This window comes from Pseudomonas sp. HN8-3, assembly GCF_020790195.1.
GTDB classification, from domain to species: domain Bacteria; phylum Pseudomonadota; class Gammaproteobacteria; order Pseudomonadales; family Pseudomonadaceae; genus Aquipseudomonas; species Aquipseudomonas synxantha_A.
Map to the genome: position 1 here is coordinate 849160 of NZ_CP086206.1, position 21513 is coordinate 870672.

Below are 21513 nucleotides of genomic sequence, written 5' to 3' on the forward strand. Positions count from 1 at the left end.
ATGTTGCATGACCGATCACGCGTTGTTACTGGTCAACCTGGGTTCGCCAAAGTCCACTTCGGTGGCTGATGTGCGCAGCTACCTCAATCAGTTCCTGATGGACCCTTATGTGATCGACCTGCCATGGCCGGTGCGGCGTTTGCTGGTGTCGCTGATCCTGATCAAGCGCCCTGAGCAGTCTGCCCATGCTTATGCGTCGATCTGGTGGGATGAGGGCTCGCCGTTGGTGGTCTTGAGCCGTCGTCTGCAACAGCAGATGACCGCGCAGTGGACCCAGGGCCCTGTGGAACTGGCAATGCGTTATGGCGAGCCGTCGCTGGAAACCGCCCTGACACGGCTGGCCGCCCAGGGTATCGGCAAGGTGACACTGGCGCCGCTGTATCCGCAATTTGCCGACAGCACCGTGACCACGGTGATAGAAGAAGCCAGGCGCGTGGTGCGCGACAAGAAACTCGCTATCCAGTTTTCGATTCTGCAGCCTTTTTACGACCAGCCCGAGTACCTCGATGCTCTGGTAACCAGCGCACGCACTTACTTGGAGCAGGATTTCGATCACTTGCTGCTCAGTTTCCATGGTCTGCCCGAGCGCCATCTGAAAAAGCTCGACCCTACCGGCGGGCATTGCTTCAAGGATGCCGACTGCTGCAAGAACGCATCGCCAGAGGTGCTCGCCACCTGCTATCGCGCCCAATGCTTCAGCGTCGCCCGGGATTTTGCCGCGCGTGCCGGTTTGCCCGATGGCAAGTGGTCGGTGGCGTTTCAATCGCGCCTTGGCCGGGCCAAGTGGATCGAGCCCTACACCGAGGCCCGCCTGGAGGCGCTGGCCCAGCAGGGCGTGAAGAAGCTGCTCGTGATGTGCCCGGCGTTTGTCGCCGACTGCATCGAGACCCTGGAAGAAATTGGTGATCGCGGGCGGGAGCAGTTCCGCGAGGCGGGGGGCGAGGAGTTGGTGTTGGTGCCGTGCTTGAATGATGACCCGCAATGGGCGGCGGCGCTCAATACCCTGTGCGAACGAGCGCCCGTTGCCTTGTAGTCAAGCCTTGCGGTGACTCAAATGTGGGAGGGGGCTTGCTCCCGATGGCGGTGGATCAGTGACAGATATACTGCCTGATACTCTGCTATCGGGAGCAAGCCCCCTCCCACATTCAGTTCCATGCTCGTCAGAGATTGAGGGTCAGGCTGACGGTGAGGTTGCGCGGTTCACCGGGGTTGGTCCAATAGCGGCTGTAGGAGCGCTCGTAGTACTTCTCATCGAACAGGTTATTCAGGTTCAGCCCCACGGTGACATTCTTCGTGGCCTTGTAGTGGGCCAGTAAATCCACGGTGTGGTAGGCCGGCAGTTCGAAGCCTGTGCCCGCCTCGCCGGAACGGTCACCCACATAAGTAAACGCCGCCCCCAGGTCTGAACCGCGCAACGCCCCATCCTGGAATTCATAAACGCCCAACAGACTGCCGCTGCGCTTGGCGACCCCGAGAATGCGACTGCCCGTGGGGATGGCTTTGTCGCCCTTGGTCACTTCGGCGTCGATGTAGGCCAGGGCGCCAATCACGCGTATGGCGTCGGTCACTTGCCCGGTCACCTGCAGGTCAAACCCCTGGCTGCGCGCCTTGCCAATGGCGCGGTCGGTGTTGGTCGCCGGGTCCAGGGTGAGGACGTTTTCCTTTTCGATATGGAAGGCCGCGAGCGTCGCGCTGAGGCGCTCGTCAAACATCTCGCTCTTGATACCCACCTCATAGCCCACGCCTTCTTCTGGCTTGAAGGATTTGCCGCCGGCATCCAGGCCGCTGTTCGGCTTGAACGAGGTGGATGCGTTGGCAAATACCCCGACTTGCGGTGTCAGCTGATAGAGCAGGCCGGCGCGTTGGGTCAGGGCGTCGTGGGTCTGGCGGCTTTTGGCGTGGTTGCGGGCGAAGTTCTCGGTGCTCTGTTCAAAGTGCTCGAAGCGCGCACCGATCATGCCTCGCAGGCGGTCGGTGAAGATGATCTGGTCTTGCAGGTTCAGGGCGTGGCTTTTGGTCTGTTCGAAGAAGTCGGTGCCGGAGCGTGCGCCATTGGGTTTGGCCTGGCCATAGACCGGTTTATAGATGTCGATAGGGTAGTCACCGCCAATCGCCGTCACACGCTCCTTTTTGCGGTAGTCCTCGTATTCGGTGCCGATCAGCAGTTCATGCTGCCAGCTGCCGATATCGAACAGCCCGCGCAGTTCCAGCTGGGTGATGCTGTCATGCCAACCGGTCGAGCGTTCACGGTAGCGACGGTTGACGGTGTGACCATCCCCATTCAGCGCACGGCTTTCCGACGCATCGCCCCACAGGCTGCCCTGCTTGTAGTGGCTGGCCAGGCGCAGCTTCCAGGCGTCGTTGAGGTGGTGTTCCAACGCGGCCTGGATGCGGTTGTTGTGGTTGCGAATATTGCCGTCGTTGGGCTCGCCCAGAAAGGTGGAATGGGACATGCCAGTATCGGCGACGATGCCCCGGTCGAAGGTGGAGCTGTGGCGCACGAATTCGCTTTCGACCAGCAACTGAGTGTCCGGGGTCAACTGCCAACTGAACGACGGCGCGACGAACACTCGTTTAGCGTCCACGTGATCGCGGAAACTGTGCTTGTCTTCAACCGCCAGATTCACCCGTGACAAGACGCGCCCCTCGCTGTCCAGCGGCGTATTCACATCCAGCGCAGTGCGGTAGCGGTCCCAACTACCAGCACTGGTTTGCAAGGTGGTGAACGCTTCGGGCTGGGGTTTCTTGGTGACGATGTTCACCGTGCCGCCAGGATCGCCACGCCCATACAAGCTGGCGGCGGGGCCTTTGAGAACTTCAATGCGTTCGATATTTGCCGCGTCCGGCGTACTGGGGTAACCGCGGTTGGCGCTGAAACCGTCCTGGTAGAACTCAGACGTGGTGAAGCCGCGCACGCTGTATTCGTAGAGGGTCAGGCCACCGAAGTTGTTTTGCTTGGATACGCCGCCGGCAAATTCCAGGGCGCGCTCCACGCTGGTACTGCCCAGGTCCTTGAGCACCGTGGCGGGGATCACGCTGATCGATTGCGGTATGTCGCCAAGGGCGGTATCCGTTTTGGTGGCACTGGCAGAGCGGGTGGCGCGATAGCCTTGGACCGGGCCTGTGGCGGACTCATACGCCTCGGAGGTTACGCTGATGGTGTCCAGTTCCAGGGTGTTTTCTTCGGCGTAGGCAGGGTCGAGCAGCAAACCCAAGGCCAGGCCGGCCAAGGGCACAAACTTTCGAGACGGCATGATAGAGCGTTCCAATAGCGATATTGAAACAATATAACATGCCTAATGAGAATGAATCGCTAAGAAATGTCGCCCTACAAGCGCCCGCGAACGGGCGCTAGGGTCGCGACGGTTATTGCTCTTCTTTTATCGGTGCGGTCGCCGGTGGCGGACGCAGGCCGATTTCCGCCGAGAGCTTGATCTCCTTGCCGTTACGCATGACCAGGATCGCCACCTTGTCGGTCGGTTTGATTCGCGCTACCTGGTTCATCGACTTGCGGCCATCACCGGCCGGTGCACCGTCGATGCTGAGGATTACATCGCCCAACTCCAGGCCGGCTTTCTGTGCCGGGCCATCGCGGAAGATCCCGGCGACCACGATGCCTGGGCGTCCGGTCAGGCCAAACGACTCGGCCAGTTCCTTGGTCAAGGGTTGCACTTCGATGCCCAGCCAGCCGCGAATGACCTGGCCGTGTTCGATGATCGACTTCATCACTTCCATCGCCAGCTTCACCGGGATCGCAAAACCGATGCCTTGGGAGCCGCCGGACTTGGAGAAAATCGCTGTGTTGATGCCGGTCAGGTTGCCATTGGCATCCACCAGCGCACCGCCGGAATTGCCCGGGTTGATGGCTGCGTCGGTCTGGATGAAATCTTCGTAGCTATTAAGGCCCAACTGGTTGCGCCCGGTGGCGCTGATGATGCCCATGGTGACCGTCTGGCCCACGCCGAACGGGTTGCCGATCGCCAGTGCTACGTCACCCACGCGCAACCCGTCGGAGCGACCGAGGGTGATCGATGGCAGGTTCTTCAAATCGATTTTCAGTACTGCGAGGTCGGTTTCCGGGTCGCTGCCCACCACACGGGCCAGGGTTTCGCGGCCATCACGCAGGGCGACCACGATCTGGTCGGCGCCGGTAGTCACGTGATTATTGGTGAGGATGTAGCCTTCGGGGCTCATGATTACCCCGGAACCCAGGCTCGACTCCATGCGGCGCTGCTTGGGGCCGTTGTCACCGAAATAGCGGCGAAACTGCGGGTCCTCGAACAGCGGGTGCGCCGGTTTGTTGATGACCTTGGTGGTGTACAGGTTGACCACCGCAGGGGCCGCAATGGTGACCGCGTCGGCATAGGTGACCGGGCCCTGCACCACCGTGTTGGTTTGCGGTGCTTGTTGCAGGTTCACATCCAGGGTAGGCAGGCCCACCCATTGGGGATAACGCTGAATAATCAGCATCGCGATCAGCACGCCAGCCAACAATGGCCATCCAAAAAAACGCAGTGCCTTGAGCATCAAGTAAGTCCTGACAGGTTGCAGGGGGCGGGCGAGCGCCCATAATGTCGCGCATTATACGAGGCTGCGATGCCTGCGAACCGGATATTTAGGAGTCTTTTATGGCCGTCCCTCTTACCACCCTCGTTGAGGAAGCCGACCGCTACCTTGGCAGTGCCAAAATTGCCGATTATTGCCCCAATGGCTTGCAGGTCGAGGGCCGCCCGCAGGTGATGCGCATCGTCAGCGGTGTGACCGCAAGCCAGGCGCTGCTGGACGCCGCCGTCGAAGCCGGGGCCGACCTGGTGCTGGTGCATCATGGTTATTTCTGGAAGGGCGAGAGCCCATGTATCACCGGCATGAAGCAGCGCCGCCTGAAAACGCTGCTCAAGCACGACATCAGCCTGTTGGCCTATCACCTGCCATTGGACCTGCACCCTGAGGTGGGCAATAACGCGCAGTTGGCCAAACAACTGGACATCACGGTTGAAGGCCCGTTGGACCCGAGCAACCCCAAGGTGGTCGGCTTGGTGGGGTCGCTGGCCGAACCTTTGTCACCGCGTGATTTCGCCCGCCGTGTGCAGGATGCAATGGGGCGCGAACCGCTGTTGGTCGAAGGCAGCCAGATGATCCGCCGCGTCGGCTGGTGCACCGGAGGTGGCCAGGGCTATATCGACCAGGCGATTGCCGCCGGAGTCGACCTGTACCTGAGCGGCGAGGCATCCGAGCAGACCTTCCACAGCGCCCGTGAAAACGACGTCAGCTTCATTGCTGCCGGTCATCACGCCACCGAGCGCTATGGGGTGCAGGCGTTGGGCGATTACCTGGCGCGACGCTTTGCCCTCGAGCATCTATTTATCGACTGCCCGAACCCGATCTGAGCCTTAGAGCGCGACTGAATGTGGGAGGGGGCTTGCTCCCGATGGCGATGGATCATTGAAATATGTACTAACTGACACACTGCTATCGGGAGCAAGCCCCCTCCCACACTTGAGTCTATTTGCGGCCAAACTGGCCGGTATATTCATATACCGTTTCGATCTAGATGGCGCCCTGAATAGAAGAAGGTGCTGTGCTAGCATGCCCCGCTCGAACACGGCCCGCCTGGCCGTCCATAAGATCGTTTTTCCGTGAGTAACCATGGTCGACAAACTGACGCATCTGAAACAGCTGGAGGCGGAAAGCATCCACATCATCCGCGAGGTCGCCGCCGAGTTCGACAACCCGGTGATGCTCTACTCGATCGGTAAAGACTCCGCCGTGATGTTGCACCTGGCACGCAAGGCTTTCTTCCCGGGCAAGCTGCCGTTCCCAGTGATGCACGTCGACACGCGCTGGAAATTCCAGGAAATGTACAAGTTCCGCGACAAAATGGTCGAAGAGCTTGGCCTGGACCTGATCACTCACGTCAACCCGGATGGCGTGGCGCAGGGTATCAACCCCTTCACCCACGGCAGCGCCAAGCACACCGATATCATGAAGACCGAGGGCCTCAAGCAAGCCCTGGACAAGCATGGTTTCGATGCAGCGTTCGGCGGCGCCCGTCGCGATGAAGAGAAGTCCCGTGCCAAAGAGCGCGTGTACTCGTTCCGCGACAGCAAGCACCGCTGGGACCCGAAGAACCAACGTCCGGAGCTGTGGAACGTTTACAACGGCAACGTCAACAAGGGCGAGTCGATTCGCGTGTTCCCGTTGTCCAACTGGACCGAGTTGGATATCTGGCAGTACATCTACCTGGAAGGCATCCCGATCGTGCCGTTGTACTTCGCCGCCGAGCGCGAAGTGATCGAGAAGAACGGCACGTTGATCATGATCGACGACGACCGCATCCTCGAACACCTGTCCGACGAAGACAAAGCCCGCATCGTCAAAAAGAAAGTCCGTTTCCGTACCCTTGGCTGCTACCCGTTGACGGGCGCGGTGGAGTCCGAAGCCGAGACGCTGACGGACATCATTCAGGAAATGCTCCTGACGCGAACTTCCGAGCGCCAGGGCCGGGTCATCGACCACGATGGCGCAGGCTCCATGGAAGATAAAAAACGTCAAGGCTATTTCTAAGGGGCTGTCATGTCGCATCAATCTGATTTGATCAGCGAGGACATCCTCGCCTACCTGGGCCAGCACGAGCGCAAAGAGATGTTGCGCTTCCTGACCTGCGGCAACGTCGACGACGGCAAGAGCACCCTGATCGGGCGCCTGCTGCACGACTCCAAGATGATCTACGAAGATCACCTGGAAGCCATCACCCGCGATTCGAAGAAGTCCGGCACCACCGGCGATGACATCGACCTGGCCTTGCTGGTCGACGGCCTGCAGGCCGAGCGTGAGCAGGGCATCACCATCGATGTTGCCTACCGCTACTTCTCCACCGCCAAGCGCAAGTTCATCATCGCCGACACCCCCGGCCATGAGCAGTACACCCGCAACATGGCCACCGGTGCGTCCACCTGTGACCTGGCGATTATCCTGATCGACGCCCGCTATGGCGTGCAGACCCAGACCCGTCGCCACAGCTTTATCGCCTCGTTGCTGGGCATCAAGCACATCGTGGTGGCCGTCAACAAGATGGACATCAACGGCTTTGACCAAAGCGTATTCGAGTCGATCAAGGCCGATTACCTGAAGTTCGCCGAAGGCATCGCGTTCAAGCCAAGTACCCTGGCCTTCGTGCCGATGTCGGCGCTCAAGGGCGACAACGTGGTGAACAAGAGCGAGCGTTCGCCCTGGTACACCGGCCAGTCGCTGATGGAGATCCTCGAGACCGTCGAGATCGCCAACGACCGCAACTACACCGACCTGCGTTTCCCGGTGCAGTACGTCAACCGCCCGAACCTGAACTTCCGTGGTTTTGCCGGCACTCTTGCCAGCGGCATCGTGCACAAAGGCGACGAAGTCGTGGTGCTGCCGTCACGCAAACGCAGCCGGGTCAAATCCATCGTCACCTTCGAAGGTGAGCTGGAGCACGCCGGCCCAGGCCAGGCCGTGACCCTGACCATGGAAGACGAGATCGATATCTCCCGTGGCGACCTGTTGGTGCATGCCGACAATGTGCCGCAAGTGACCGATGCGTTCGACGCCATGCTCGTGTGGATGGCTGAAGAGCCGATGCTGCCGGGCAAGAAATACGACATCAAGCGCGCTACCAGCTACGTGCCGGGCTCTATCACCAGCATCGTGCATCGCGTGGACGTGAACACCCTGGCCGAAGGTCCGGCGAGTTCGCTGCAGCTCAACGAAATTGGCCGGGTCAAGGTCAGCCTTGATGCCGCCATTGCGTTGGATGGCTATGACAGCAATCGCACCACCGGTGCCTTTATCGTCATCGACCGCCTGACCAATGGCACCGTGGCCGCGGGCATGATCATCGCGCCACCGGCCAGCCAGGGCGGTGCAGCGCAGCACGACAAATTGGCACACGTGGCCACTGAAGAGCGTGCCCTGCGTTTCGGCCAGCAACCGGCCACCGTGTTGTTCAGCGGCTTGTCGGGTGCCGGCAAGAGCACGTTGGCCTATGCGGTTGAGCGCAAGCTGTTCGACATGGGGCGTGCGGTGTTCGTGCTGGACGGCCAGAACCTGCGGCATGACCTGAACAAAGGCTTGCCTCAGGACCGTGCCGGGCGTACCGAGAACTGGCGCCGTGCGGCTCACGTGGCGCGTCAGTTCAACGAAGCCGGTTTGCTGACCCTTGCGGCTTTTGTCGCGCCGGATGCCGAAGGCCGTGAACAGGCCAAGGCGCTGATTGGCAGTGATCGCCTGTTGACCGTCTATGTGCAGGCGTCGCCGCTGGTATGTGCCGAGCGTGATCCGCAAGGTTTGTACGCGGCCGGTGGGGATAATATCCCTGGCGAGTCCTTCCCGTACGACGTGCCGTTGAATGCCGACCTGGTGATCGATACCCAGGCCTTGTCGCTGGAAGACAGCGTCAAGCAAGTGCTGGAGTTGTTGCGTCAGCGCGGCGCGATCTAGGCTTTATTGCCGCACAAAAAAGCCCGCCACCGAGTGATCGGTGGCGGGCTTTTTACACATTCTCAAATGTGGACTCGGTCAATGTGGGAGCTGGCTTGCCTGCGATGGCGGACTGTCAGTTTATTTATCCTTAGCTGATCCACCGCTATCGCAGGCAAGCCAGCTCCCACATTGAATTGCATCCACATGTTGATCAGCGGCTGGCTGGAAAGTCTTTGTGCAACTGCTCCAGCAACGCATCCTTGTCTTCCCACAACCGGTTGATCCAGCCCTGGAACGCTAACCGGTACTCCCCATCCTGCTCATAATTCTTGCCAATGAATTCAGCCGGGATCTGCACCTCTTCAAACTGCACCACCACCTCCTTCACATTCCCGCACAGCAAATCCCAATAGCCAGGGCGCCCGGCAGGGTAGTGAATGGTTACATTCACCAGTGATTTGAGCTGCTCCCCCATGGCATCCAGCACAAACGCAATTCCGCCGGCCTTGGGCTTGAGCAAATAGCGAAATGGGGAGTTTTGCTGCGCATGTTTGCCCGGCGTAAACCGTGTGCCCTCGGCAAAGTTGAAAATGCCCACCGGATTGTCGCGAAACTTCGCACAGGTCTTGCGGGTGGTTTCCAGGTCCTTGCCTTTCTTTTCCGGGTGCTTCTCAAGATAAGCCTTGCTGTAGCGCTTCATGAACGGAAAGCCCAGTGCCCACCACGCCAGACCAATCACCGGCACCCAGATCAGCTCTTGCTTGAGGAAAAACTTCAGCGGGCGAATGCGCCGATTGAGCACGTATTGCAGCACCATGATATCGACCCAGCTCTGGTGGTTGCTGGTCACCAGATACGAATGCTGATAGTCCAGGCCTTCAAGGCCGCTCAGGTGCCAGCGTGTGCGGCGCACCAGGTTCATCCAGCCTTTGTTGTTGGTCACCCAGGCTTCGTGGGTGTGGTTCATCAGCCATTCGCTGAAGCGCTTGGCGAAGGGCAGTGCCTTGAACAGTGCGACAATAAACAGGAACGAGCACAGCAGGATCGTGTTCAGCGCCAGCAACAGCGAAGCGATCACCCCGCGTACGGCGGCAGGTAGAAAATCCAGCATTTAGATATCCATAGGTCGGTTGGCGGCTTGGATCGCAGTCAGCGCGATGGTGTACACGATGTCGTCTACCTGGGCGCCGCGCGGCAGGTCGTTGACCGGTTTGCGCAGGCCCTGGAGCATCGGCCCCAGGCTCACGCAATCGGCGCTGCGTTGCACGGCTTTGTAAGTGGTGTTGCCGGTGTTCAGGTCGGGGAACACGAACACCGTGGCCTTGCCCGCCACCTGGCTGTTGGGCGCCAATTGCCGGGCCACGCTTTCATTGGCGGCGGCGTCGTATTGCAGCGGTCCGTCGATCAGCAGCGAGCCTTGCTGTTCGTGGGCGAGCAGGGTGGCTTCGCGGACTTTTTCCACTTCTTCGCCGCTGGCCGAATCACCGCTGGAGTAGCTGATCATCGCCACGCGTGGCGTGATGCCGAACGCGGCGGCGGAATCGGCGCTTTGCAAGGCGATTTCCGCCAGTTCCGCGGCGCTTGGGTGTGGGTTCATCACGCAGTCGCCGTACACCAGCACCTGCTCGGGGAACAGCATGAAGAACACCGACGATACCAGGGTGCATCCGGGCGCGGTCTTGATCAGTTGCAGGGCAGGGCGAATGGTATTGGCGGTGGAGTGAACAACCCCGGAGACCAGGCCGTCCACTTCGTCCAGGGCGAGCATCATGGTGGCGATCACCACTGTGTCTTCCAGCTGTTGCTCGGCCATGGGGGCGTTGAGGCTCTTGGTCTTGCGCAAGGCAACCATCGGCTCGACATAGCGCTGGCGAATCAGGTCCGGGTCAAGAATCTCCAGGCCCTCGGGTAGCTCGATACCCTGGGCACGGGCGACCGCTTCGACATCCGCCGGTTTGGCCAACAGCACGCAGCGGGCAATGCCTCGGGCCTGGCAGATGGCGGCGGCCTGCACCGTCAGCGGCTCGCTGCCCTCGGGCAACACGATGCGCTTGTTGGCGGCCTGGGCCCGTTGGATCAACTGGTAGCGGAACACCGCCGGCGACAGGCGCATCTCCCTGGGCGTGCCACACCGTTGATGCAGCCAGCGTGCATCGAGGTGGCTGGCGACGAAGTCGGTGATGATCTCCGCGCGCTCACGGTCATCGATGGGGATTTCCTTGTTGAGGCTATTGAGCTGGTTGGCGGTGTCGTAGGAGCCGGTGCTCACCGACAGCACTGGCAGCCCGGCCTGGAAGGCGCCGCGGCACAGATCCATGATGCGCGGGTCGGGCAGGGTGTCGCTGGTCAGCAGCAGGCCGGCCAGCGGCACGCCGTTGATCGCGGCCAGGCTGACGGCGAGGATGATGTCGTCGCGATCGCCGGGGGTAACCACCAGGACGCCGGGCTTGAGCAGCTCTACGGTGTTGCGCATGGTACGGGCGCAAATGATGATCTTGGTCATGCGCCGGGTTTCATAGTCACCGGCGTTGAGGACCTGCGCACCCATCAGGTCGGCCACATCGCGGGTGCGCGGGGCATTGAGTTCGGGCTGGTAGGGGATGCAGCCAAGCAGGCGGAAATCGCCGCTGCGCAACAACGGCGAGTGCTCTTTAAGGCGCGCCGAGAATGCCTCCATGCTTTCGTCGGTGCGCACTTTGTTGAGGATCACGCCCAATACTTTCGGGTCTTTGGGGCCGCCGAACAGTTGGGCCTGCAATTCCACCCGGCCAGAAAGCTCGGTGAGCACTTCGTTCTCCGGCGCCGAGACCAGGATCACTTCCGCATCCAGGCTCTTGGCCAGGTGCAGGTTGACCCGCGCGGCGTAGCTGGCGCTGCGGGTCGGCACCATGCCTTCGACGATCAGCACGTCTTTGCCTACGGCGGCCTGCTGATACAGGGTGATGATTTCTTCAAGCAGCTCATCGAGTTGGCCGTCGCCGAGCATTCGCTCCACATGGGCCAGGCCCAGGGGTTGTGGTGGCTTCAGGCCGTGGGTACGTGCCACCAGCTCAGTGGAGCGCTCCGGACCGGTATCGCCCGGGTGTGGCTGGGCAATCGGTTTGAAGAAGCCGACTTTAAGGCCGGCCCGTTCCAGGGTGCGCACCAGCCCAAGGCTGATGGAGGTCAGACCCACACCAAAATCGGTGGGCGCGATAAAAAAAGTCTGCATGCGAATTCTCTGGAGGTGCATGGCTTGGGTGGCGCCCTATGCATGGGCGCCTACCGCGAATCAGGCGTCAAGGTTATCGTTATTCGCGCACTTGCGCACACCAGCCGCACGCAAAGGGTTGGCCTATTTTTTCAAGGCGTTGCGCGGGGGCGACGACCCAGGCGCGCGACTGCCACGGCGGCTGGTGGCGCAGGTGCTGGGTGTGGCCGCAGGACAGTTCGGCAACCCAGTGCAGGTCGTCATCCTGGTGGAATCCGGTGATCGTCGAGACCGTTGGTCGGCCCCGTCTGTCCGGGTTCTGTTCGCTTTCGGGCAAATCCTTGTTTAGACTTGTCCGTTCTTCATTCTTATGCAAAAGGTCTCGCCCCATGACGATCGCCGCTAACAAGGCTGTCTCCATCGACTATACCCTGACCAACGACGCTGGTGAGGTCATCGACAGCTCAGCCGGCGGCGCGCCGCTGGTCTACCTGCAAGGCGCAGGTAACATCATCCCAGGCCTGGAAAAGGCCCTGGAAGGCAAGGCAGTCGGTGACGAACTGACCGTAGCCGTAGAACCTGAAGATGCCTACGGCGAATACTCCGCCGAGCTGGTCAGCACTTTGAGCCGCAGCATGTTCGAAGGCGTTGACGAGCTGGAAGTGGGCATGCAGTTCCACGCTTCCGCGCCGGACGGCCAAATGCAGATCGTCACCATCCGTGACCTGGACGGCGATGATGTGACGGTCGACGGCAACCACCCTCTGGCTGGCCAGCGCCTGAACTTCCAAGTGAAAATCGTTGCCATCCGCGATGCTTCCCAGGAAGAAGTGGCTCACGGCCACGTCCACGGTGAAGGCGGTCACCACCATTGATTGTGGTTTGATCAATCGGTAGCAAAAACGCCCCGACTGGTTCGGGGCGTTTTTTTTTGCGTTTTAATGTGGGAGGGGGCTTGCTCCCGATAGCGGTGTATCAGTACCAGATATTCTGACTGACACTCCGCCATCGGGAGCAAGCCCCCTCCCACAAGGGAGGTTGTGATGAATCTGTGGGCAAACAAAAATGCCCCGGACCTTTCGGTACGGGGCATTTCTTAACTGTTACGCAGCCTGGGCTGCGTGGCAGTTGTTACCACTTAGGCTGCAGCAGGAACGCTCAGAGCCTTGATGTGGCCATTCAGGCGGCTCTTATGGCGAGCGGCCTTGTTCTTGTGGATGATGCCTTTATCGGCCATACGGTCGATAACTGGCACGGCCAGAACGTAAGCAGCTTGGGCTTTTTCAGCGTCTTTGGTGTCGATGGCTTTAACTACATTCTTGATGTAGGTACGAACCATGGAACGCAGGCTGGCGTTGTGGCTGCGACGCTTCTCAGCCTGTTTTGCACGTTTTTTGGCGGAAGGTGTGTTGGCCACCGTCGAGCTCCTCGAAAGACTTTTTAGGAAATAGCAAACAAAATAGGCCGCGAATCATGCCGATGACTTGATGGGTTGTCAAGGGCGGCTGATGCGAACTGCTGAGTGGTCGATCTGAAGAGGCGGGTGATTTATTTCCGGCGCTTGACCTGTAAACTCGCGAGCTTTGGCTCTGTGCTGTTGCAGGCGCGCAGTATCGCATAAGTGGGCGCTTTGTTCGCCTGCTCTTTATCTATAGGCGCAAACTCTTTCAATGAATCTGCTCAAATCGTTGGCTGCGGTCAGCTCTATCACGATGATCTCCCGGGTTTTGGGGTTTGTGCGTGACACTCTGCTGGCGCGCATCTTTGGCGCCAGTATGGCCACGGATGCCTTCTTTATTGCCTTCAAACTCCCCAACCTGCTGCGACGGATCTTTGCCGAAGGCGCGTTCTCCCAGGCGTTCGTGCCGATTCTGGCCGAATACAAGACCCAGCATGGCGAGGAGGCGACTCGTACGTTCATCGCCTACGTCTCGGGTTTGCTGACGCTGGTACTGATGCTGGTAACCATCGTCGGGATGCTCGCCGCGCCCTGGGTGATCTGGGCCACGGCGCCCGGTTTTGCCAATACGCCGGAAAAGTTTGCGCTCACCACTGATCTGCTGCGGGTGACCTTTCCTTATATATTGCTGATTTCCCTGTCTTCGCTCGCCGGGGCGATCCTCAATACCTGGAATCGTTTCTCGGTACCGGCCTTTGTGCCGACCTTGCTGAACGTCAGCATGATTATTTTTGCGCTGTTCCTTACGCCGTATTTCGATCCGCCCGTCATGGCCCTGGGCTGGGCGGTCCTGGCCGGCGGCCTGGCGCAGTTGCTGTACCAACTGCCGCACCTGAAAAAAATCGGCATGCTCGTACTGCCACGCCTGAACCTCAAGGACACCGGCGTCTGGCGCGTGATGCGCAATATGCTGCCGGCGATACTCGGGGTATCGGTCAGTCAGATTTCCCTGATCATCAACACCGCGTTCGCCTCGTTGCTGGTATCCGGCTCGGTATCGTGGATGTACTACGCCGACCGCTTGATGGAGTTGCCATCCGGTGTGCTTGGTGTGGCATTGGGCACGATCCTGCTGCCTACCCTGGCACGCACCTATGCCAGCAAGGATCGTCAGGAGTATTCGCGCATTCTCGATTGGGGCCTGCGTCTGTGCTTTCTGTTGGTGTTGCCATGCGCACTGGCCCTGGGAATCCTGGCCGAGCCGCTGACGGTCTCGCTGTTTCAATACGGGCAATTCGATGCGCACGACGCGTTGATGACCCAGCACGCACTGGTTGCCTACTCTGTCGGTCTGCTCGGCATTATTGTGATCAAGGTGCTGGCACCGGGCTTCTACGCACAGCAGAACATCCGTACGCCGGTGAAAATCGCGATTTTCACGCTGATTGTCACGCAACTGCTCAACCTGGTATTTATCGGTCCTTTGGCCCATGCCGGGCTGGCGCTGGCGATCAGTGCCGGAGCTTGTATCAATGCCGGCCTGCTGTTTTATCAACTACGCAAACAGCAAATGTATCAACCACAGCCGGGTTGGGGGATGTTTACCCTCAAGTTGCTCGTGGCGGTGGCTGCGATGTCCGCCGTGCTGGTGGGCTTGATGCACGTGATGCCAGCCTGGGGCGATGGCGATATGCTGGAGCGCTTTATGCGCCTGGGCGTGTTGGTGGTTGCGGGTGTGGCGGTGTACTTCGGGATGTTGCTGTTGCAGGGTTTCCGCCTGCGCGATTTCAATCGCAAGTCGCTGGGATAGAGACTTCGCCGCGATAAAACGATTGTTTTATCGATTCGACCCATTTGGCCTGCGCTGTTGCCTGTCGTCCGGGGCCGGGTGTGGTTATAATCGACCACTTTATGAGCAAGAAGCGCGTTATGCAGCTGGTTCGAGGTCTCCACAACCTGCGCCCCGAGCATCGGGGCTGCGTCGCCACTATTGGCAACTTTGACGGTGTTCACCGTGGCCACCAGGCTATCCTGGCAAGGTTGCGCGAGCGTGCGGTCGAGTTGGGTGTGCCCAGCTGCGTGGTGATTTTCGAGCCACAACCGCGGGAGTTCTTTACCCCGGAAACAGCGCCGGCCCGTTTGGCGCGCTTGCGCGACAAGCTGCAACTGCTGGCGGAGGAGGGCGTGGACCGCGTCCTCTGCCTGGCTTTCAACCAGCGTTTGCGCAGCCTCAGCGCCGCCGAGTTCGTCGACCGCATCCTGGTCGATGGCCTGGGTGTACAACACCTGGAGGTCGGTGACGACTTCCATTTCGGTTGCGATCGGGTCGGGGATTTCGATTTCCTGCAACATGCCGGCGTCAACCAGGGCTTTACCGTTGAAGCCGCCCAAACCGTCGAACTGGACGGCCTGCGTGTGAGCAGCACCCAGGTGCGTAACGCCTTGGCTGCCGCCGACTTCGACCTGGCCGAGCGTTTGCTCGGTCGCCCCTTCCGCATTGCCGGGCGGGTACTGCACGGCCAGAAGCTGGCGCGCCAATTGGGCACGCCAACTGCCAACGTGCAACTCAAGCGCCGCCGTGTGCCGCTGACCGGGGTTTACCTGGTCAGCGTCGACATCGACGGCCAATCGTGGCCGGGAGTCGCCAATATAGGCGTCAGGCCCACGGTTGCAGGTGATGGCAAGGCCCACCTGGAAGTTCACCTTTTGGATTTTGCCGGTGATTTATACGACCGGCGTTTGACGGTGGTTTTCCACCAGAAGCTGCGTGAAGAGCAGCGTTTCGCCTCCCTGGAGGCGTTGAAAACGGCGATCAATGCGGATGTCGCCGCCGCCCGTGCACTAGCCGCACCTAGCGCCCATCGCTAACCGAAGAGCCTTAAATGACCGACTATAAAGCCACGCTAAACCTTCCGGACACCGCCTTCCCAATGAAGGCCGGCCTGCCACAGCGCGAACCGCAGATCCTGCAGCGCTGGAACAGTATTGGCCTGTACGGAAAGTTGCGCGAAATTGGCAAGGATCGTCCGAAATTCGTCCTGCACGACGGCCCTCCTTATGCCAACGGCACGATTCATATCGGTCATGCGCTGAACAAGATTCTCAAGGACATGATCCTACGCTCCAAAACCCTGTCGGGCTTTGACGCGCCGTACGTTCCGGGCTGGGACTGCCATGGCCTGCCGATCGAGCACAAAGTCGAAGTGACCTACGGCAAGAACCTGGGCGCGGACAAGACCCGCGAACTCTGCCGTGCCTACGCCACCGAGCAGATCGAAGGGCAGAAGTCCGAATTCATTCGCCTGGGCGTGCTGGGCGAGTGGGACAACCCCTACAAGACCATGAACTTCAAGAACGAGGCCGGTGAAATCCGTGCCTTGGCTGAAATCGTCAAGGGCGGCTTCGTGTTCAAGGGTCTCAAGCCCGTGAACTGGTGCTTTGACTGCGGTTCGGCCCTGGCCGAAGCGGAAGTCGAATACGAAGACAAAAAGTCGTCGACCATCGACGTGGCCTTCCCGATTGCCGATGACGCCAAGCTGGCCGAGGCATTCGGCCTGGCAAGCCTGGCCAAGCCGGCTGCCATCGTGATCTGGACCACCACCCCGTGGACCATCCCGGCCAACCAGGCGCTGAACGTGCACCCGGAATTCACCTACGCTCTGGTGGATGTCGGTGATCGCCTGTTGGTGCTGGCCGAAGAAATGGTCGAGTCGTGCCTTGCCCGCTACGAGTTGCAAGGCTCGGTGATCGCCACCGCCACCGGCTCCGCGCTGGAACTGATCAACTTCCGTCACCCGTTCTATGACCGTCTGTCGCCGGTGTACCTGGCTGACTACGTCGAGCTGGGTTCGGGTACCGGCATTGTCCACTGCTCGCCTGCCTATGGCGTGGACGACTTCGTGATCTGCAAGAAGTACGGCATGGTCAACGACGACATCATCAACCCGGTGCAGAGCAACGGCGTATACGTTCCTTCGCTCGAGTTCTTCGGTGGCCAGTTCATCTTCAAGGCTGACCAGCCGATCATCGAAAAGCTGCGTGAAGTCGGTGCGTTGATGCAAACCGCCGCCATCCAGCACAGCTACATGCATTGCTGGCGTCACAAGACCCCGCTGATCTACCGCGCTACGGCGCAGTGGTTTATCGGCATGGACAAAGAGCCGACCAGCGGCGACACCTTGCGTGTACGCTCGCTCAAGGCCATCGAAGACACCAAGTTCGTCCCGTCCTGGGGTCAGGCGCGCCTGCACTCGATGATCGCCAACCGTCCGGACTGGTGCATCTCCCGCCAGCGCAACTGGGGCGTGCCGATCCCGTTCTTCCTGAACAAGGAAAGCGGTGAGCTGCATCCGCGCACCGTCGAGCTGATGGAAGTCGTGGCCCAGCGTGTCGAGCAGGAAGGCATCGAAGCCTGGTTCAAGCTGGACGCTGCCGAGCTGCTGGGCGACGAAGCGCCGCTGTACGACAAGATCAGCGACACCCTCGACGTGTGGTTCGATTCGGGCACCACTCACTGGCATGTGCTGCGTGGTTCGCACCCGATGGGCCACGAGACCGGCCCGCGTGCCGACCTGTACCTGGAAGGTTCGGACCAACACCGTGGCTGGTTCCACTCGTCGTTGCTCACCGGTTGCGCCATCGACAACCATGCGCCGTACCGCGAGCTGCTGACCCACGGCTTCACCGTCGACGAGACGGGCCGCAAGATGTCCAAATCGCTGAAGAACGTGATCGAGCCGAAAAAGATCAACGACACCTTGGGCGCCGACATCATGCGCCTGTGGGTGGCTTCCACCGATTACTCGGGTGAAATCGCCGTCTCGGACCAGATCCTGGCCCGCAGCGCCGACGCCTACCGCCGTATCCGCAATACCGCGCGATTCATGCTGTCGAACCTGACCGGCTTCAACCCGGCCAGCGACCTGCTGCCGGCCGAAGACATGCTCGCCCTCGACCGTTGGGCTGTGGACCGTACCTTGTTGCTGCAGCGCGAGTTGCAGGAACACTACGGCGAATACCGCTTCTGGAACGTCTACTCCAAGATCCACAACTTCTGCGTGCAGGAGCTGGGTGGTTTCTACCTCGACATCATCAAGGACCGCCAGTACACCACTGGCGCCAACAGCAAGGCGCGCCGTTCGGCGCAGACCGCGCTGTACCACATCAGCGAAGCGCTGGTGCGCTGGATCGCACCGATTCTGGCATTCACCGCTGACGAACTGTGGGAGTACCTGCCGGGCGAGCGTAACGAGTCCGTCATGCTCAACACCTGGTACGAAGGCCTGACCGAACTGCCGGCTGACTTCGAACTGGGCCGCGAGTACTGGGAAGGCGTGATGGCCGTCAAGGTTGCGGTGAACAAGGAACTGGAAGTCCAGCGTGCGGCCAAGGCCGTGGGTGGCAACCTGCAAGCCGAAGTCACCCTGTTTGCCGAAGACGGCCTGACCGCCGACCTGGCCAAGCTGAGCAACGAGCTGCGCTTCGTGCTGATCACCTCTACTGCGAGCCTGGCGCCGTTTACCCAGGCTCCGGCAGATGCGGTGGCTACCGAAGTGCCTGGCCTTAAGCTCAAAGTGGTCAAGTCGGCCTTCCCCAAGTGCGCTCGTTGCTGGCACTGCCGTGAAGACGTCGGCGTGAACCCTGAGCACCCGGAAATCTGCGGTCGTTGTGTCGACAACATCAGCGGTGAAGGCGAGGTTCGCCACTATGCCTAATGCAGACAGTCGTTTCGGACGTCTGGGCTGGCTCGTACTGAGCCTGCTGGTCCTGGTCATTGACCAGGTCAGCAAGGCTCACTTCGAGGGCTCCCTGGAAATGTTCCAGCAAATCGTGGTGATCCCGGATTATTTCAGCTGGACCCTGGCCTACAACACTGGCGCCGCCTTCAGCTTCCTCGCTGACGGCGGTGGCTGGCAGCGCTGGCTGTTTGCTGTGATCGCCGTGGTGGTAAGTGCCGTACTGGTGGTGTGGCTCAAGCGCCTGGGCCGCGACGACACCTGGCTGGCCATCGCGCTGGCCCTGGTGTTGGGTGGCGCGCTGGGCAACCTGTATGACCGCATCGCCCTGGGCCATGTGATCGACTTTATCCTGGTGCATTGGCAGAACCGCCACTACTTCCCGGCGTTCAACTTTGCCGACAGTGCTATCACCGTCGGCGCAATCATGCTGGCGCTGGATATGTTCAAGAGCAAGAAAACCGGAGAAACAGTCAATGACTGATCAGGTATTGGCTGAGCAACGCATCGGCCAGAACACGGAAGTCACTTTGCATTTCGCACTGCGCCTGGAGAATGGCGACACGGTCGACAGCACGTTCGACAAGGCCCCCGCGACCTTCAAGGTCGGCGACGGCAACCTGCTGCCGGGTTTCGAAGCGGCACTGTTCGGTTTCAAGGCCGGTGACAAGCGCACCCTGCAAATCCTGCCGGAAAACGCCTTTGGCCAGCCCAACCCGCAAAACGTGCAGATCATCCCCCGTTCGCAGTTCCAGAACATGGACCTGTCGGAAGGCTTGCTGGTGATCTTCAATGATGCGGCGAACACAGAATTGCCTGGCGTGGTGAAAGCATTTGATGACGCGCAAGTGACCATCGACTTCAATCACCCGTTGGCCGGCAAGACGTTGACCTTTGACGTCGAGATTATCGACGTCAAAGCGCTGTAACCGACCGTACGCGGTCTAAAATGTGGGAGGGGGCTTGCTCCCGATAGCGGTGTATCAGCTAAATGTGCAGACTGATATACCTATATCGGGAGCAAGCCCCCTCCCACCTTTGATCTCCATTGTCGGTTGAGTCAGTGTCAAATTGACTCAATATGGCTGCAATACACGAGGCACAGCATGCAAATCAAACTCGCCAACCCCCGTGGCTTCTGCGCCGGCGTGGACCGGGCGATCGAAATCGTCAATCGCGCCCTGGAAGTCTTCGGGCCGCCGATTTATGTGCGCCATGAAGTCGTCCATAACAAATTTGTGGTCGAAGACTTGCGCGCGCGCGGGGCGATCTTTGTCGAAGAACTCGATCAGGTGCCCGACGACGTGATCGTCATCTTCAGTGCCCACGGTGTTTCCCAGGCTGTACGTACCGAAGCGGCGGGCCGTGGCCTCAAGGTGTTCGATGCCACCTGCCCACTGGTGACCAAGGTGCATATCGAAGTGGCGCGCTACAGCCGCGACGGTCGTGAGTGCATCCTGATCGGCCACGCCGGTCACCCGGAGGTAGAAGGCACCATGGGCCAATACGACGCCAGCAACGGCGGTGCTATCTACCTGGTCGAGGACGAGAAAGACGTCGCCAACTTGCAGGTGCACAATCCGGAACGCCTGGCCTTCGTGACCCAGACCACCTTGTCCATGGACGACACCAGCCGCGTAATCGATGCCCTGCGCACGCGGTTCCCGGCCATTGGCGGCCCGCGCAAGGATGACATCTGCTACGCCACGCAAAACCGCCAGGATGCGGTCAAGCAACTGGCAAATGAGTGTGACGTAGTGCTGGTGGTCGGCAGCCCTAACAGCTCCAACTCCAACCGCCTGCGTGAGCTGGCCGAGCGCATGGCTACGCCGGCGTACCTGATCGACGGTGCCGAAGACATGCAGCGCAGTTGGTTCGATGGTGTCGAGCGTATCGGCATCACGGCAGGCGCCTCCGCACCGGAAGTGCTGGTACGCGGCGTGATCCAGCAGTTGCAGGCCTGGGGCGCTACTGGCGCCGATGAGCTGGCAGGTCGTGAAGAGAACATCACGTTCTCGATGCCGAAGGAACTGCGGGTCCGCTCGCTGCTCTGACGCCAACAATGCCGGCATCGGCTCGGCATAATGCCTGCTCGGTCTTGTCACTGCGCAGGCTGATGCGTCCGCTGGGGGCCAGCACGATCTGATACAGGCTCTGTGCCTGGCTCGTGTCGCACACATGCACGGTGCCGGCACGGAAGCCTCCGCCGGCGAAAACCGGTTCTCCCAAGCCGCTGAAACGCACCTGGTCCGTGACCGGGCCATTGCCTGCCACGGGCACGCGACCATCGCCCTGGCGCTCCAGCAGCACCGGGTTGTCGTCGTCCTGATGGCCGCGTCCACTGACATCCAGTATCACCCGCCACCCCAGGCTCCAGTCCCTGTCGTTTGCATGAATGACCACCGCCTGATTGCGCGTGATGGCCTCCATGCGTGCGTAACGCAGTCCGGCGGCAAGTGATTGGGCCACGCTTTGTCGTTGCTGCGATTCAAGCAAACCTTTGAAACCGGGTACGGCCAATTGCGCGAGGAAGCTGGTGACGATCAGCCCCAGCAGCATTTCAATCAGGGTGAACCCTCGTTGTGTCATGTGCGTTCCCTCCGTGGACGCGAGTGAATCTTCGAGTTGCAGACCTAGGTATAGCGCCTGGCCGCGAATGCTGGGTGATGGCCTTTATGTCCAAAGTATTTCCCTTTGTTCCGGCAGCAGCGCTGCTCGAAATCCGCCGCTAGTCT

Annotated in this window: 18 protein-coding genes; 11 read left to right on the forward strand and 7 right to left on the reverse strand. The window is 60.2% G+C overall.

What is annotated here, in order from left to right; translation table 11 throughout:
- Window positions 1-7 precede the first annotated feature (7 nt).
- A complete protein-coding gene (gene hemH / locus LJX92_RS03730) occupies window positions 8-1033 on the forward strand; it encodes a ferrochelatase (RefSeq protein ID WP_005784637.1) in 1026 nt (341 codons plus the stop codon).
- Between the two features lie 127 nt (window positions 1034-1160).
- On the opposite strand, the gene LJX92_RS03735 is transcribed toward hemH, so the two are convergent.
- Entirely contained in the window at window positions 1161-3254 is a 2094-nt protein-coding gene (locus LJX92_RS03735) for a TonB-dependent siderophore receptor (protein ID WP_228309329.1), read from the reverse strand.
- A gap of 112 nt (window positions 3255-3366) precedes the next feature.
- Window positions 3367-4527, reverse strand: a complete 1161-nt coding sequence (gene algW / locus LJX92_RS03740) for a Do family serine endopeptidase AlgW (RefSeq protein WP_005784639.1) — start codon at window positions 4525-4527, stop codon at window positions 3367-3369.
- A gap of 101 nt (window positions 4528-4628) precedes the next feature.
- Between algW and LJX92_RS03745 the strand changes: the two genes are divergently transcribed.
- From LJX92_RS03745 to cysN, 3 genes are all read left to right on the forward strand, one after another.
- Window positions 4629-5387, forward strand: a complete 759-nt coding sequence (locus LJX92_RS03745) for a Nif3-like dinuclear metal center hexameric protein (RefSeq protein ID WP_078820249.1) — start codon at window positions 4629-4631, stop codon at window positions 5385-5387.
- Window positions 5388-5646: 259 nt separating this feature from the next.
- Window positions 5647-6564, forward strand: a complete 918-nt coding sequence (gene cysD / locus LJX92_RS03750; RefSeq protein ID WP_005784641.1) for a sulfate adenylyltransferase subunit CysD — start codon at window positions 5647-5649, stop codon at window positions 6562-6564.
- 9 nt (window positions 6565-6573) lie between these two features.
- Window positions 6574-8472 (forward strand): sulfate adenylyltransferase subunit CysN, encoded by a 1899-nt coding sequence (gene cysN / locus LJX92_RS03755; protein ID WP_005784642.1) that lies wholly within the window; start codon window positions 6574-6576, stop codon window positions 8470-8472.
- 193 nt (window positions 8473-8665) lie between these two features.
- Here the strand turns inward: cysN and LJX92_RS03760 are convergent, their stop codons facing one another.
- The 3 genes from LJX92_RS03760 to LJX92_RS03770 all read right to left on the reverse strand — a co-directional run bounded on the left by LJX92_RS03760 (window position 8666) and on the right by LJX92_RS03770 (window position 12065).
- On the reverse strand, window positions 8666-9565 hold the full coding sequence (locus tag LJX92_RS03760) for an acyltransferase (protein ID WP_228309330.1): 900 nt from the start codon (window positions 9563-9565) through the stop codon (window positions 8666-8668).
- Complete coding sequence (pta, locus tag LJX92_RS03765; protein ID WP_032877983.1) at window positions 9566-11665, reverse strand: phosphate acetyltransferase; 2100 nt, start codon at window positions 11663-11665, stop codon at window positions 9566-9568.
- 79 nt (window positions 11666-11744) lie between these two features.
- Window positions 11745-12065 carry a DUF3565 domain-containing protein gene (locus tag LJX92_RS03770; protein WP_416309130.1) on the reverse strand — a complete coding sequence of 107 codons (321 nt, stop codon included), beginning with the start codon at window positions 12063-12065 and terminating at the stop codon, window positions 11745-11747.
- Between LJX92_RS03770 and LJX92_RS03775 the strand changes: the two genes are divergently transcribed.
- Entirely contained in the window at window positions 12034-12519 is a 486-nt protein-coding gene (locus LJX92_RS03775; protein WP_003171645.1) for an FKBP-type peptidyl-prolyl cis-trans isomerase, read from the forward strand. The two genes, LJX92_RS03770 and LJX92_RS03775, sit on opposite strands and share 32 nt — an antisense overlap.
- A 263-nt stretch (window positions 12520-12782) precedes the next feature.
- On the opposite strand, the gene rpsT is transcribed toward LJX92_RS03775, so the two are convergent.
- Window positions 12783-13061 carry a 30S ribosomal protein S20 gene (rpsT, locus tag LJX92_RS03780; protein WP_003188401.1) on the reverse strand — a complete coding sequence of 93 codons (279 nt, stop codon included), beginning with the start codon at window positions 13059-13061 and terminating at the stop codon, window positions 12783-12785.
- Window positions 13062-13314: 253 nt separating this feature from the next.
- On the opposite strand from rpsT, the gene murJ reads away from it, so the two are divergent.
- The 6 genes from murJ (at window position 13315) to ispH (ending at window position 20832) form a co-directional block, all read left to right on the forward strand.
- The gene (murJ, locus tag LJX92_RS03785) at window positions 13315-14853 is read left to right on the forward strand and encodes a murein biosynthesis integral membrane protein MurJ (RefSeq protein ID WP_078820255.1); all 1539 of its coding nucleotides are present in this window, start codon (window positions 13315-13317) and stop codon (window positions 14851-14853) included.
- Between the two features lie 119 nt (window positions 14854-14972).
- Entirely contained in the window at window positions 14973-15911 is a 939-nt protein-coding gene (gene ribF / locus LJX92_RS03790; protein WP_003188404.1) for a bifunctional riboflavin kinase/FAD synthetase, read from the forward strand.
- Window positions 15912-15925: 14 nt separating this feature from the next.
- A complete protein-coding gene (gene ileS, locus LJX92_RS03795) occupies window positions 15926-18757 on the forward strand; it encodes an isoleucine--tRNA ligase (RefSeq protein WP_228309331.1) in 2832 nt (943 codons plus the stop codon).
- On the forward strand, window positions 18750-19262 hold the full coding sequence (lspA, locus tag LJX92_RS03800; protein WP_032877979.1) for a signal peptidase II: 513 nt from the start codon (window positions 18750-18752) through the stop codon (window positions 19260-19262). Before ileS ends, lspA begins: the two co-directional genes overlap by 8 nt.
- A 7-nt stretch (window positions 19263-19269) precedes the next feature.
- On the forward strand, window positions 19270-19707 hold the full coding sequence (gene fkpB / locus LJX92_RS03805) for an FKBP-type peptidyl-prolyl cis-trans isomerase (protein WP_177327426.1): 438 nt from the start codon (window positions 19270-19272) through the stop codon (window positions 19705-19707).
- A 177-nt stretch (window positions 19708-19884) separates the two neighbouring features.
- A complete protein-coding gene (gene ispH, locus LJX92_RS03810; RefSeq protein ID WP_005784653.1) occupies window positions 19885-20832 on the forward strand; it encodes a 4-hydroxy-3-methylbut-2-enyl diphosphate reductase in 948 nt (315 codons plus the stop codon).
- Here ispH and LJX92_RS03815 read toward each other — a convergent pair.
- The gene (locus LJX92_RS03815; protein WP_078820257.1) at window positions 20786-21367 is read right to left on the reverse strand and encodes a GspH/FimT family pseudopilin; all 582 of its coding nucleotides are present in this window, start codon (window positions 21365-21367) and stop codon (window positions 20786-20788) included. The genes ispH and LJX92_RS03815 overlap by 47 nt on opposite strands.
- Between the last annotated feature and the right edge of the window lie 146 nt (window positions 21368-21513).